Origin of the sequence: Devosia ureilytica, from assembly GCF_024273195.1 — a bacterium.
In the GTDB taxonomy this organism is placed as follows: domain Bacteria; phylum Pseudomonadota; class Alphaproteobacteria; order Rhizobiales; family Devosiaceae; genus Devosia; species Devosia ureilytica.
Genome location: NZ_JAMZCU010000007.1, coordinates 108,892 through 121,950, shown reverse-complemented (window position 1 = coordinate 121,950; position 13,059 = coordinate 108,892). Strand labels below are relative to the sequence as shown.

At 61.5% G+C, this 13,059-nt stretch carries 14 protein-coding genes; 10 read left to right on the top strand and 4 right to left on the bottom strand.

Going from position 1 to position 13,059, the window contains the following annotated elements; genetic code table 11:
* Positions 1-1,203: a mandelate racemase/muconate lactonizing enzyme family protein gene (locus NIM87_RS16840; protein ID WP_254675865.1), complete on the top strand. Its 1,203-nt coding sequence runs from the start codon at positions 1-3 to the stop codon at positions 1,201-1,203.
* Between the two features lie 547 nt (positions 1,204-1,750).
* Here the strand turns inward: NIM87_RS16840 and NIM87_RS16835 are convergent.
* The 3 genes from NIM87_RS16835 to NIM87_RS16825 all read right to left on the bottom strand — a co-directional run bounded on the left by NIM87_RS16835 (position 1,751) and on the right by NIM87_RS16825 (position 4,893).
* On the bottom strand, positions 1,751-2,593 hold the full coding sequence (locus tag NIM87_RS16835) for a carbohydrate ABC transporter permease (protein WP_254675864.1): 843 nt from the start codon (positions 2,591-2,593) through the stop codon (positions 1,751-1,753).
* Complete coding sequence (locus tag NIM87_RS16830) at positions 2,593-3,525, bottom strand: carbohydrate ABC transporter permease (protein ID WP_254675863.1); 933 nt, start codon at positions 3,523-3,525, stop codon at positions 2,593-2,595. The genes NIM87_RS16835 and NIM87_RS16830 overlap by 1 nt, the downstream gene beginning before the upstream one ends.
* A 111-nt stretch (positions 3,526-3,636) precedes the next feature.
* Positions 3,637-4,893, bottom strand: a complete 1,257-nt coding sequence (locus NIM87_RS16825; RefSeq protein ID WP_254675862.1) for an extracellular solute-binding protein — start codon at positions 4,891-4,893, stop codon at positions 3,637-3,639.
* Positions 4,894-5,219: 326 nt separating this feature from the next.
* Between NIM87_RS16825 and NIM87_RS16820 the strand changes: the two genes are divergently transcribed.
* Genes NIM87_RS16820 through NIM87_RS16810 form a run of 3 tightly spaced genes read left to right on the top strand, consistent with a single transcriptional unit; the run spans position 5,220 to position 8,206 of the window.
* Positions 5,220-6,446 carry an ROK family transcriptional regulator gene (locus tag NIM87_RS16820; protein ID WP_254675903.1) on the top strand — a complete coding sequence of 409 codons (1,227 nt, stop codon included), beginning with the start codon at positions 5,220-5,222 and terminating at the stop codon, positions 6,444-6,446.
* Positions 6,443-7,087 (top strand): ThuA domain-containing protein, encoded by a 645-nt coding sequence (locus tag NIM87_RS16815; RefSeq protein WP_254675861.1) that lies wholly within the window; start codon positions 6,443-6,445, stop codon positions 7,085-7,087. The genes NIM87_RS16820 and NIM87_RS16815 overlap by 4 nt, the downstream gene beginning before the upstream one ends.
* Before the next feature lie 30 nt (positions 7,088-7,117).
* Positions 7,118-8,206, top strand: a complete 1,089-nt coding sequence (locus NIM87_RS16810) for an ABC transporter ATP-binding protein (protein WP_254675860.1) — start codon at positions 7,118-7,120, stop codon at positions 8,204-8,206.
* Between the two features lie 304 nt (positions 8,207-8,510).
* Here the strand turns inward: NIM87_RS16810 and NIM87_RS16805 are convergent, their stop codons facing one another.
* On the bottom strand, positions 8,511-8,816 hold the full coding sequence (locus NIM87_RS16805) for an ArsR/SmtB family transcription factor (RefSeq protein WP_254675859.1): 306 nt from the start codon (positions 8,814-8,816) through the stop codon (positions 8,511-8,513).
* A 75-nt stretch (positions 8,817-8,891) separates the two neighbouring features.
* Here NIM87_RS16805 and NIM87_RS16800 point away from each other — a divergent pair, with 75 nt between their 5' ends.
* From NIM87_RS16800 to NIM87_RS16775, 6 genes are read left to right on the top strand one after another with little or no spacing between them, the layout of a single operon-like run.
* Positions 8,892-9,107: a YgaP family membrane protein gene (locus tag NIM87_RS16800; protein ID WP_254675858.1), complete on the top strand. Its 216-nt coding sequence runs from the start codon at positions 8,892-8,894 to the stop codon at positions 9,105-9,107.
* A 4-nt stretch (positions 9,108-9,111) separates the two neighbouring features.
* Complete coding sequence (locus NIM87_RS16795; protein WP_254675857.1) at positions 9,112-9,540, top strand: YeeE/YedE family protein; 429 nt, start codon at positions 9,112-9,114, stop codon at positions 9,538-9,540.
* Positions 9,540-9,980, top strand: a complete 441-nt coding sequence (locus tag NIM87_RS16790; protein ID WP_254675856.1) for a DUF6691 family protein — start codon at positions 9,540-9,542, stop codon at positions 9,978-9,980. Before NIM87_RS16795 ends, NIM87_RS16790 begins: the two co-directional genes overlap by 1 nt.
* Positions 9,981-9,999: 19 nt before the next feature.
* Entirely contained in the window at positions 10,000-10,893 is an 894-nt protein-coding gene (locus NIM87_RS16785) for an MBL fold metallo-hydrolase (RefSeq protein ID WP_254675855.1), read from the top strand.
* Between the two features lie 41 nt (positions 10,894-10,934).
* Positions 10,935-11,261, top strand: a complete 327-nt coding sequence (locus tag NIM87_RS16780) for a protein tyrosine phosphatase family protein (protein ID WP_254675854.1) — start codon at positions 10,935-10,937, stop codon at positions 11,259-11,261.
* A gap of 5 nt (positions 11,262-11,266) precedes the next feature.
* Entirely contained in the window at positions 11,267-13,027 is a 1,761-nt protein-coding gene (locus NIM87_RS16775; protein ID WP_254675853.1) for a SulP family inorganic anion transporter, read from the top strand.
* Positions 13,028-13,059 lie beyond the last annotated feature (32 nt).

Genomic DNA, 13,059 nt, shown 5'->3' with positions numbered 1-13,059 from the left:
ATGAAAATCACCGATTTGCGATGTGCGGTCATCGGCCGTCACCCGATTGTTCGGATTGTCACCGACGAGGGTCTGTATGGCCTGGGTGAAGTGGAGTTCACCAAGACCTATCTCAAGCCCTTCGTACTGCATTTCCGCGAGGCGTTGATCGGGGAAGACCCCACCGATGTCGAGCGGGTCATGCTCAAGATCCGCCAGCGTGGCAGCTTCAAGCCCTATGGCGCTGCGGTCAGTGCAATCGAGCATGCCCTGTGGGATATTGCCGGCAAGGCAGCCAATGTGCCCGCATACAAGCTGCTCGGCGGCAAGGTGCGCGATCAGGTGCGCGTCTATAACGGCTCGATCCGCAGAAAGCGGACAGGCGACCGGCCCGAGGACTATGCCGCCGACGTCAAGTGGATGATGGAGCAGCCGCAGAACTTCTTCATGGTCAAGCAGGGCATCAGTTTCCACTCGAACATGAAGGACAATATCGACAACTTCCATTACGGCGTCCGTCAGAATAATGCCGGCTATCACGGCGCCATGGATCAGGGACAGATCTCCGAGCACGGCTTCAACCACATGCTCGATTGCGTTATCGCCATGAAGGAAGTCCTGGGCGACAAGGTATCCTTGGCGCTCGACTGTGGTCCGGGCTGGTTCCTGCCCGACGCGATCCGCTTTGCCAATGCGGTCGAAAAATACAACCTGATGTGGCTCGAGGACATGTTGACCGGCGACTATGTGCCCTGGGTCAACCCGCAGGCCTATCGGGAGCTGACGCTATCGACCACGACGCCGATCCATACCGGTGAGCAGATCTACCTGCGGCACAATTTCAAGGAACTGATCGAGACCCAGGCGGTCCGCGTGATCGGGCCGGACCCGGCCGATATTGGCGGCATTGCCGAGCTGAAATGGGTCGCGGAGCACGCCTATATGCACTCGATCATGATGGCGCCGCACGGCACCGCAAATGGTCTGCTGGGGCTGGGGGCGTTGATCAATGTCTGCGCCACGCTGCCCGCCAATTACATCGCCTTCGAATATCCCAGCGCCTCCGACCCCTGGTGGGAGGATATCGTCGTCGGCCTGCCGAGGCAGATCGTCAAGGACTCCATGATCGATCTGCTCGAAGCGCCGGGCCTCGGGCTCGATATCGACCCGGAGGGCGCCAGGAAGTACCTGTTGGAGGATGACGTCGGATTTTTCGATCCCTGACCCGCTCACGCTGCAAGCGAGGCGGAAACGCAAAAGCCCGGCTTCACGCCGGGCTTTCTTGTTGACCTGGCCGTGCAGGCCGCCGCGCGGTCTCNAAGCGCCGGGCCTCGGGCTCGATATCGACCCGGAGGGCGCCAGGAAGTACCTGTTGGAGGATGACGTCGGATTTTTCGATCCCTGACCCGCTCACGCTGCAAGCGAGGCGGAAACGCAAAAGCCCGGCTTCACGCCGGGCTTTCTTGTTGACCTGGCCGTGCAGGCCGCCGCGCGGTCTCAGCCCGTTTCACGTTTAGCTGAACGCGCTGCCCTCTTTCCTCCCTCCCCCTTGTGGGGAGGGTAGCGACGCTAGGCCGACAGGCCATAGCAGAGCTGCGGTGGGGGAGACGCGACCTCCAAAGGCTCCGAGCAAGAGGACATGCCGACACCCCCACCCTCGGTCCTTCTCTCCTCAAACCTCTCCACCGGAGAGGTTTGCCCTTCGGGACGGGTCGAAGCCCACAAGGGGGAGGGACGCGCAGGAGCCGCGTCCGCCTGAGTGTGAAATGATCTAGCCCTTTACGGCGCCGCCGGTCAGGCCCGAGATCACGTAGCGCTGGGCCATGAGGAAGAAGGCGATGGCGGGCATGATCGAAAGGGTGAGGAAAGCCAGAATGCGTGGCCAGTCTGAGCCGAACTGCCCCTGGAACTGCATGATGCCCAGCGGCCAGGTATATTTGGCCTCGGAGTTGAGCACGATCAGGGGCAGCAGGAAGCTGTTCCAACTGCCCACGAAGTTGAACACGCCCACGGTGGCGATGATCGGCAGGCAAAGCGGCAGCGTGATGTACCAATAGATGCGGATATAGCCGCAATTGTCCATGCGCGCGGCGTCGATCAGGTCCTTGGGCAGTTCCTTGAAGAAATTGTGGAACAAGAGGACGGAGAACGACACGCTGAAGGCGACCTGCACCATGATGATGCCCCAGTGGCTGTCCAGCATGCCCAGGTCACGCATCTTGATGAACAGCGGCAGGATGCCGGTCGCCGCCGGAAAGAGTAGCCCCATCATCAGATAGCCAAGGATGAACTTGGACCCGAAGAATTTGATATGGGCCAGGGCAAAGGCAGTCATTGAAGCCACCAGCGTGGAAAACAGCACTGTGCCCCCCGCGATGAGCAGCGAATTGCCCAGGGACGAGAAATAGCGCGGTCCACCGAGAATTTCGGTGAACCGGACGGGGTCCCAGCTCGCCGGTAACCCGAACGGATTGACGCGCAGTTCCCCGATCTCTTTGAAGCCGCCCAGGGCCGTCGTGTAGAAGGGCACGATCACGAATGCCGCCACGATCAGCAGACTGATCCATTGAACGGGCGAGATGACCGGACGGCGTTTCTTGGATGCGGCAGCCATCAGTTCTGCTCCACTTTGAACAGGATGCGACGATAGGCCAGCGCAACGATGACGCAGGCGATGAACAGCAACACACTGACCGCGCCACCAAAGCCCAGCTTCATGCGCAGGATGCCGAACTGGTAGAGGAAGGTGACGATCGTGTGGCTTGAATGGGAAGGCCCGCCATTGCTGAGCGGAATGATCAGGTCGAATAGCTGCAAGGCCCCGGTGATTGCGAAAAACACCGAGATGACGATGGCCGAGCGGATCATCGGAATCTTGATATGCCGGACGATCTGCCACTTGCTGACGCCATCCAGGCGCGCCGCCTCGATGACTTCGCTCGAGATCGATTGCAGGCCGGCAATGAAGATCATCATGTGGAAGCCGAAATACTTCCAGGTAATGACCAGCATGATGGCCGGAATGACCCATAGTTTGTCACCCAGCACAAAGGGCATTTCCACGCCAATGGCGCCGCCGATGGCTGGCAGCAGGCCGTAATTGCCGTCATAGACGAATTTCCAGATCAGCCCGGCGGCGACCTCTGCCAACATGAAGGGCAGGAAAAACAGTGTGCGCAGGATGTTGATGTTCACCGAGCGCTCTGCGAGCGCGATGGCGCACCACATGGCCAGCGGCAATTGCACCAGCAGGGAGACGGCCACCACGATCAGGCTGTTGCGGACGGCGGTGCCGAAATTGCGATGGGTAATCACGTCGGCATAGTTTTCGAAACCGACGAAATCGGTGATTGGACCGTAGCCGTTCCAATCGAAAAACGAGAAGGTCGCCGCGTCGACCATCGGCAGAACGACGAAGACCGTGAAAAGGATCAGCGACGGGGGCAGGAACAACAGGAGTGGCAATAGGCTCTTGCGATCCATGTATCGGCGGCGCCGCGCGGTCGTCGTAATCCCCGCAGTCGCTCCCGCAGCGACGGTGCTCATAGCTCTTCTCCTCACACCCGGTATGGATTGCGCGCAGCAGATCCGGGGCATGCTTGAATGAATGACAGGCCTCGGCGGGCGATATCGCCCGCCGAGGGGATTGGAAAAAGCCTAGAGAGAATCGTCCACGGCTTCCTTGATCAGCTCCGCCGCTTCCTGGGCGCTGATGGAATTGCCGGCCAGTTCGGCAGACATGTCATTGACGACGCCACCGACATTGGGGCCAAGGGCCTGATCGAAGAACAGGGCGTGCCAGTGTGCATTGCCGATATTGCGGGCGATCTGCACCTTGAAGGGGTTGGTCATGACGTCAGCCGCCCCCTTGGAGATCGGGATGTAGTAGGCGTCCTTGGCGTATTTCGCCTGGTTCTCCTGATTGTTGAAGAACTCGACCCAGCGAACGGCCGCGTCCGAGGCGTTCTTGCTGAACGCGATGCCGCCCAGGCCACCCAGCGTATCCGTCGGGTCGCCCTTGCCGCCTTCGATGGTGGGGAAGGGCAGGATGCCGAGCTGGTCGTCGGGGATGCCTTCCTTATTGGCCGAATTGTCCTTCATGGCGCCGTAGTCCCAGTCGCCCATCAGGTGCATCGCGGCCTTGCCATCGCCAAAGTAACCCGAGGCATCGCCATACCCGGCAGCCAGGAAGCCCTGTTGCCACGGTTCCATGGCAGCCAGCTCCAGGAAGTATTCGCCTGCCTTGACGAAGTCCTCGCCGGCAAAGCCGTCGCCCTCGCCGCGTGCCGCGGCCTGGAAGCCTTCCATGCCGGCCTGGCGAACGACAAGCTTGGACCACCAGAAGTGCGCTGGCCATTTGTCCTTGGCGCCGATTGCAATCGGGGTGATGCCTGCATCCTTGAAAGTCTGGACGCCGGCCAGGAAGCCTTCCCAGGTTTCCATGCTGGCGGGGTCAACGCCAGCCTGCTCGAACAAGGCCTTGTTGTACCACAGCACGACTTCCGCCACGTCGCGCGCGACACCATAGAGATGCCCGTCTTCGGCCGTATAGGCGGCAATGCCGGCGCTGCCGACGGCCTCCTTGGCTTCATCGCTCAATACGTCCTCGATCGGACGCAGGAAGCCGGCCTTTGCCTGCTCATAGAAAACGCCGCCGCCCCAGGTGTGAAACACGTCGGGTGCATCAGCCGACTGCAGCAGGGTCGTCAGCTTGGCCTTGAAAGCCTCGTTTTCAAGAAACGGCAATTCCACGACGATGTCGGGATTTTGGGCCATGAAATCGGCGGCGATGCTGTTCATCAGTTCCACCTCTGCCGGGATGGACGTGATGTGCAGGTGCCGGACGACAGTCTGGGCCTGTACCGGCGCGATAGCGGCCAGTCCAAGCATTGCGGCGAGCGCAATATGCTTCATGAATTCCTCCTGTTCAAAATTGCGGTCTCCGAAATCCGTTTCGGAAATTCCTCCCTGACCGCGGCGCTGAGTCAGTCCCCACTGAACTCACCACTTGCTACTTTTTACGCATCCCTTATTAAAGACGCAAGAGGGACGTACCTCATAGCGCCGACGATCCGTTCAAAACAGGATAGGTTACGTAATAACGACTTGAAATATCGAGATAAAATGAATTTCGATGAGGGTTCCGTACAAATTTGAATGCTAAATCGCAGTAGAATTTGATACAGATGGCAAACTAAATCATCGATGCTGAATTTGTTCCCTGGAGTGCCACCTTGGCCGTGAAGATCGCCGATCCGCTGCTGATGCGCGAAATCAATAAGTTCCATGTGCTCGAAACAATCCGCTGCCATGGCCAGATTTCGCGCGTCGAGATTTCGGAGCGCACGCTGCTCAGCGGCACGACTGTTTCGGCCATCACGGGTGCGCTGATCGAGGAAGGCCTTATCCATGCCACCCATACCGAGGCCAATGGGGAAACCCATCGCGGACGACCGCGCGTGCTCCTGGGGCTGGTGGCCGATGCGGCCTATGTGTTGGGCATCAAGATTTCCGAGGCCACGACAACGGTGACGCTGATCGACTTCCAGGGCGAAGTGGTCACCTCCGTGCAACTGCCGATCCGGCTGTCACGCCAGCCGGCCGAAGTCATTGCCGACCTGATCGAAGATGCCATGGATGATTGCATCAACAAGTCCGGCGTCAATCGCAAGCGCATCCGTGGAATAGGTATCGGCGTTCCGGGCCTGGTCGACCCGCGCTCGGGCCGGAGCTATGCCAGCTCGGTTTTCGGCGAGCGTGAAGTGCCTTTGAGCGCCCTTTTGGGTGAGCGCACCGGCTTGCCGGTCAAGCTTGAAAAGCCCGCGAACCTGCTCGCCCTGGCAGAGGCTTGGTTCGGCTATGCGCAGCGGGACAAGAGTTTTGGCGTGATCGTGCTCGATCAGACCGCCAGCCTGGGGCTCTGGCTGGACGACGATGTGCATCGCGGCGCCAGCACGCTTGGCCCCACCTTCGGCCACCTCAAGGTCGGCAGCCAGGGTGTCGCCTGCGACTGTGGTCAGCTTGATTGCCTCAACGCCCATGTGAGCGATGCCGCCCTGCGCAAGCACGCCGCCGATGCGCTGGGGAGCGGGTTCGTCCAGACCGCGCTGGCACGCACCTCCATCACCGCGGCGCTGGCCGAGGCCTGCGATGCCGGCGAGGCCGAGGCCCGCAAGATCATTGATGGGCACGGCGCCAAGCTTGGCGTCGGGGTGTCCCATGTCATCAATCTGATCAATCCCGAAAAGATCATCGTGGTGCTCGAATCCCAGCGCTATTGCGACCTGGTCGAGCCCGCCCTCAGGGCCGCAGCGGCGGCCAACAGTTTCCGCGCGCATTACGCGTCAACCGAGCTGATCCTTCATACGCTGGACGATCAGCTTTGGGCGCGGGGCGCTGCGGCATTGATGCTGCGCGACATCTACAGCGCTCCGTGGACTTCAGCCTACCAGGAGGAACTACAATGACTAAATCTGCCCTGATCGTTTGGGGAGGCTGGGACGGCCACACACCTGAACAGAGCGCCCGCGTGGTCGGGGAGATGCTCGAAGCGCATGACTTTACAGTCGATATCGAGCCCACGACCGAGGCTTTTGCCGATGCCGGCCTGTCGCGCTATGACCTGATCATTCCGGCCATCACCATGTCGCGCATCGAGAAAGAGGAACTGACCAATCTGCTGGCCACCGTACGGGCCGGCACCGGCCTGGCGGGCTTTCACGGCCTCATGTGCGACAGCTTTCGCAACGAGCCCGACTATCAGTTCATGACTGGCGGCCAGTGGGTCGCCCATCCTGGCAATATCATCGACTTTACCGTCAATGTGACCCGGCCGGATGACCCGATCATGCAGGGCATCGGCGACTTCGCCTATCGCTCCGAGCAATATTACATGCACTTCGATCCCAGCGTCGAAGTCCTGGCCACCACCACATTCTCGGGTGAATATTTCGACGAGATCGACGGCGTGGTGATGCCGGTTGCTTGGAAGCGCCGCTATGGCAAGGCCAGGATCTTCTATTCCACCCTGGGCCATGTGGTGGATGAATTTCAGGTGCCGCAGATGCGGACCATGTTCGAGCGCGGCGCCCTCTGGGCCAGCCGCTGATAGACCCTAACCATCGGCAAGGAGGAGACGATGGCAGAACTGCAATTGCGAGGCATCAACAAGAGCTTTGGCGCCGTCAAGGTGATCCACGACATCGATCTCGATATCGCCAACGGCGAATTCGTGGTGTTCGTCGGGCCTTCAGGCTGCGGCAAGTCGACCCTGCTGCGCACCATATCGGGCCTGGAGGAACCCAGTTCCGGCCAGGTCCTGATCGGGGGCGAGGACGTCACCGATTTCGACCCGTCCGAGCGCGGGGTCGCCATGGTGTTCCAGTCCTATGCGCTCTATCCGCATATGACGGTGGAGCAGAACCTGGGCTTTGGCCTGCGCATGGGCGGCATGCCCCGGGAGCAGGTTTCCGAGCGTGTCCTGGAAGCGGCGCGTGTCCTTGAACTGACTGATCTGCTCGAGCGCAAGCCACGTCAGCTCTCCGGCGGCCAGCGTCAGCGCGTGGCCATCGGTCGCGCGATTGTGCGTCAGCCCAAGGCGTTCCTCTTCGACGAGCCGCTTTCAAATCTGGATGCGGAACTGCGCGTCCAGATGCGCATCGAAATTGCCAAGCTGCACCAGCAACTGGGCTCTACCATGGTCTATGTGACGCATGACCAGGTCGAGGCGATGACCTTGGCGGACCGCATCGTGGTGCTGCGCGCCGGCCGCATCGAACAGCAGGGCAGCCCGATCGAACTCTATGACAACCCGGACAACAGGTTCGTCGCCGGCTTCATCGGCTCACCCCGCATGAATTTTCTCGACGGCGTCATTGAGTCCATCAATGGGGCCGACATGACCGTGAAGCTCGACGCATTCGATGCGTCCGGCCTGGTCATCCGCCGCCGCGGCGTCACCGCGGCCGTCGGGCAGAAAGTCAGCGTGGGCATTCGCCCCGAACATTTCAGTGAGGCGGCCGGCGACGGTCCCGTCCTGACGGCCAAGGCGCAGGTGGTCGAGCAATTGGGGGGCGTTTCCTACGTCTATGCAGTGGGCAAGGACGACCAGACCAAAGTGACCATCCAGCAAAAGGGCCATTCGCGGATAGCCGACGGCGCGGCCATCACGGTGGGCTTTGAACCCGGCGCGCTGCTGGCTTTCGACGAATCCGGGCTCAGAATCTAACCGCTGGGAGACGCCCAGGCTCGCGTCCGGGCCGTCGCCATTCCGCCCCATCCAACAGGCCCCTGGTTGCTCGACGGCACCCGGGGGTTGCCTTTTGATCCGGTCGTGCTTGTCGGCGTGCGTCCTGATGAGCCCCCATTTCGCTGATGGAACCACCCATCGGCGAACACCAGCCTGCAAGAGCAGTCAGCCCCCGTCGCCCCGCTGCCAAGGCATCCCCCTTGCGGAATATCCCGCGCATCTGGGCTACACCCAGTCAAGCCCGCTGCGGCCGCAACAGCCGTGGCGGCTCGTCCCCGGTCCATTAATTGGCACAATAGATTCCATATAGGGTTGTCAGCACCTGCTTTACGGCGTCGGAGGCCAGGCTGTAGTGGACCTGCTGGCCGTCGCGGCGGGTTTTGACGAAGTCCCAGGCGCGCAGCTTGGACAGGTGCTGGGAGAGCGGTGACTGGCCCAGCCCGACCCGGTCGCCCAGTTCCGTCACATTCATCTCCTGCTCCAAAAGGTTGCACAGGATCAGCAACCGCTTGGGATTGGCCATGGCGGTAAGAAGGCGCGTTGCCTGATCGGCATTGGCCTCCATTTTTTCGATTTCCATCTTGATCATATTAGAATGTTCTTATATACGACTGGACGCGACGTCAATGTTTATCAACTTCCCTCCAATTTCAAGGATGCCGTCATGAGATTCAATGTTGGAACGCCAGACCGGATTGCCCGCATCGTCATCGGCGCAGCGCTGGTGCTGCTGCCCTTTCTCTCCGGGCTGGCCGTTTTTGCCAATCCGCTCTGGTTTGGCGCCTCGGTCGTCATTGGCGCCGTGCTGATTGTCACTGCCGTCGTCCGCTTCTGTCCGGCCTACGCCATTCTTGGCCTCTCCACCTGCAAGGTTTCCTAACTCCATGACTGAATTTACCCCTCTCATGTCGCTGCTTGGCGGCACGCTGATCGGGCTTTCTGCCGTATTGCTCATGGCCTTTAATGGCCGCATCGCCGGAATGACCGGCATCTTGACCGGCCTTTTGCCGCCCGTCTCCAGCGACTGGCCTTGGCGCGCTGCTTTCATCGCCGGTGCCATTGTGGCACCGATGCTGATCCTTGCTGCCTCCAGCCAGGCCATCAGCTTTGAAAGTCCGGTGCCCGCGCCATGGATCGCCATCAGCGGTCTGATCGCCGGCGTTGGCGTCTATTTCGGGTCGGGCTGCACCTCGGGCCACGGCGTTTGCGGCATGGCGCGGCTGTCGCCGCGTTCGCTGGCTGCCACTGTCATTTTCATGGCGACAGCGACCATCACCGTCTTTGTTGTTCGTCACGTGTTGGGAGGCTTCTGATGCAGCGCACGATTTCTGCTGGTCTGATTGGCCTCGTTTTCGGCACCGGCATTGCCCTTTCGGGCATGGCCAATCCGGCCAAGGTGCTCAATTTCTTCGATATTGCCGGCACTTGGGATCCGTCCCTGGCGCTGGTGATGGTGAGCGCCCTGACGGTTGCTGCCATCGGCTACCGCTTCGTGTTGCGGCGCGACAAGCCCATTGTTGAAACCCGCTTCCACCTGCCCACCGGCCGTAAGCTCGACATGCCGCTCCTGGCCGGTTCGGCCATCTTCGGCGTCGGCTGGGGAATTTCCGGCTTCTGTCCCGGTGGCGCCATTCCGGCGCTGGGCCTGGGCGAACCGACGGCCTGGATCTTCGTTGGAACCATGCTGGCCGGCATCGCCGCCGCCCGCACCATCCGCATGGGATTGCAAGCCCGCGCCACCCAAACTGCCTAATTCGCGAAAGGATATCGCCATGAGCAATCTTCCATTCACGCCCGACCTTTCGGTCCACCCCGAGGTCACCGCCTTCTTCGATGCACCGACCAACACCATCAGCTACGTGGTCAAGGACCCCCAGTCCAATGCCTGCGCCGTCATCGACAGCGTCATGGATATCGACTACGCCGCCGGCCGCATCACCTATGACGGCGCCGACGCCATCATCGCCTATATCGAGCAGCACAAGCTCAAGCTTGAATGGCTGATCGAGACCCATGTGCATGCCGATCACCTCTCGGGCGCGCCCTATATTCAGGGCAAGCTCGGTGGCAAGCTTGGCATTGGCGAGAACATCACCATCGTGCAGGACACCTTCGGCAAGGTGTTCAACGAAGGCACCGAGTTCCAGCGCGACGGCAGTCAGTTCGACCGCCTGTTCACCGATGGCGACAGCTACCAGATCGGCGGGTTGACCGTGCATGTCATGCACACACCCGGCCATACCCCGGCCTGCATGACCCATGTGGCGGGCGATGCCGCCTTTGTCGGGGACACGCTGTTCATGCCCGATGGCGGCTCGGCCCGGGCCGACTTCCCCGGCGGCGATGCGCGCACCCTTTACCGCTCGATCCAGCGCGTCTTGGCTTTGCCGCGCCAGACACGGCTGTTCATGTGCCACGATTACGGCCCGAACGGTCGCGACATTCAGTGGGAGACCACCGTCGGCGATGAAATCGACCACAATATCCATGTCGGCCACGGCACCGACGAGGACACGTTCGTTGCCATGCGCGAGGCGCGGGACGCCACCTTGTCCATGCCCAAGCTCATCATTCCGGCGCTCCAGGTCAACATGCGCGCCGGCAAGCTGCCGCCCAAGGACAGCGACGGCAAAACCTATCTCAAAGTTCCCGTGAACGGCCTCTGACCATGTGGCCCTTCAGTACCAAACCCAGGAAAGACAGAAAAATGAACATCCGTCAGATTGCCCCCGACTTCTCCGCCACCGGTCAGATTCTGCCCGAGCAGATGCCGGCCGTTGCCGCAGCGGGCTTCAAGTCCATCGTCTGTGCCCGCCCCGATAACGAGGAAGGTGGTCAGCCCGCCTTTGACGCGGTGGCCAAGGCCGCCGCTGCCGCCGGCATTGGCATCGTCCATATCCCGGTTTCCGGGCCTCTGGGCGAAGGCCAGATCATCCGCTTCCACGACGCCTGGGCGAACCTGCCCAAGCCGATGCTCGGCTATTGCCGCTCTGGCGCCCGCGCCGGCAGCCTTTACGCCACCCTGTCCAAGTAAGACCGATGCAGCTAAAGACCTACTTCCCCATCCTCGATTGGGGCCGGCGCTACAACCGGCAGACGCTGACCAGCGATCTTGTCGCGGCGGTCATCGTCACCATCATGCTGATCCCGCAGTCGCTGGCCTATGCACTGCTGGCCGGCCTGCCGCCGGAAGTGGGTCTTTACGCCTCGGTGCTGCCGCTGGTCGCCTATGCGATTTTCGGCACATCATCGGCGCTGGCGGTCGGTCCGGTGGCCGTCGTCTCCCTGATGACCGCCGCCGCCGTTGGCCGGCTGGCGGCCGAAGGCACCGCTGACTATGCCAGCGCCGCGATCCTGCTGGCCCTGCTTTCTGGCGCCATGCTCACCGTCATGGGCCTGTTCCGGCTGGGGTTCATCGCCAATTTCCTGTCGCATCCGGTGATCTCGGGCTTCATCACGGCTTCGGGCATTATCATTGCCACAAGCCAGGTCGGCGGCCTCCTTGGCATCAAGACCGAGGGCCATACATTGCCGCAGCTGGCCATGTCGATTTCCGAAAACATCGGCACCGTCAACTGGAACACCCTGGCTGTGGGTGCGCTGGCGCTGGCGCTGTTGCTGTGGATCCGGCTCGATCTCAAGAACTGGCTCAATCGCTTCGGCCTGCCCAAGGGCGTTGCCACCATTATCGTGCGGGCCGGTCCGGTTTTCGTGGTGTTTCTCACCATGGCCTGGTCGGCCGTGTTCGACCTGGGCGGCAAGGGCGTGGCGCTGGTTGGCCAGGTGCCGCAGGGCCTGCCGATGCTGTCTCTTCCCAGCTTCAACGCCGATACCATGCAGGCGCTGCTGCTGCCGGCGCTGATCATCTCGGTCATTGGATTTGTCGAGTCGATTTCGGTTGCCCAGACCCTTGCGGCCAAACGGCGCGAGCGCATCGATCCGAACCAGGAGCTGATCGGACTGGGGGCTTCCAACCTGGCCGCGGCCATTGGCGGCGGTTATCCGGTGACGGGTGGCTTTGCCCGCTCTGTCGTCAATTTCGATGCCGGGGCGGCAACGCCCGCAGCCGGTGCCTTTACCGCCATCGGCATTGCCGGGGCGACGCTGTTGCTGACCCCGTTCCTGGCCATGCTGCCCAAGGCGACGCTGGCGGCAACGATTGTGCTGGCGGTGCTGACGCTGGTGGATTTCTCCATCCTCAAGCGCGCCTGGAACTACTCCAAGGCCGATTTTGCGGCGGTGGCGATCACGCTGGTGGGCACGCTGCTGCTCGGCGTCGAAGTCGGCATCTCGCTGGGCGTGGGCGCGTCCATCCTGGTCTTCCTCTATCGCTCGTCCCAGCCGCATGCGGCCGTGGTGGGGCAGGTGCCTGGCACCGAGCACTATCGCAATGTCGAGCGCCACAGGGTTGATACCGTCCCCGGCGTGCTGTCCATTCGCATCGACGAAAGCCTCTATTTTGCCAATGCGCGATACCTCGAAGACCTCGTCACCAACCAGGTGGCGGCCAATCCCGGCCTGACCGACGTTGTGCTGATGTGTTCTGCCGTCAACGCGATCGACATGTCGGCGCTCGAAAGTCTCGAAGCCATCCATGGGCGCCTGAGCGATCTCAAGGTTCGGCTGCACCTCTCCGAGGTCAAGGGACCGGTAATGGACCGGCTCGCCGGCACTGAGTTCCTGGCCCATCTCAGCGGTCAGATCCACCTCAGCCAGCACCAGGCCATGCTGGCCATAGCAGAGCGCCGCCTGGCAAGGCCCGCGCCTGGCGTCCGCGAACATCTCGGCGTGATGATCTAGATCAAGAAGTCCGCCGCGCGCCCCCGCTAAGG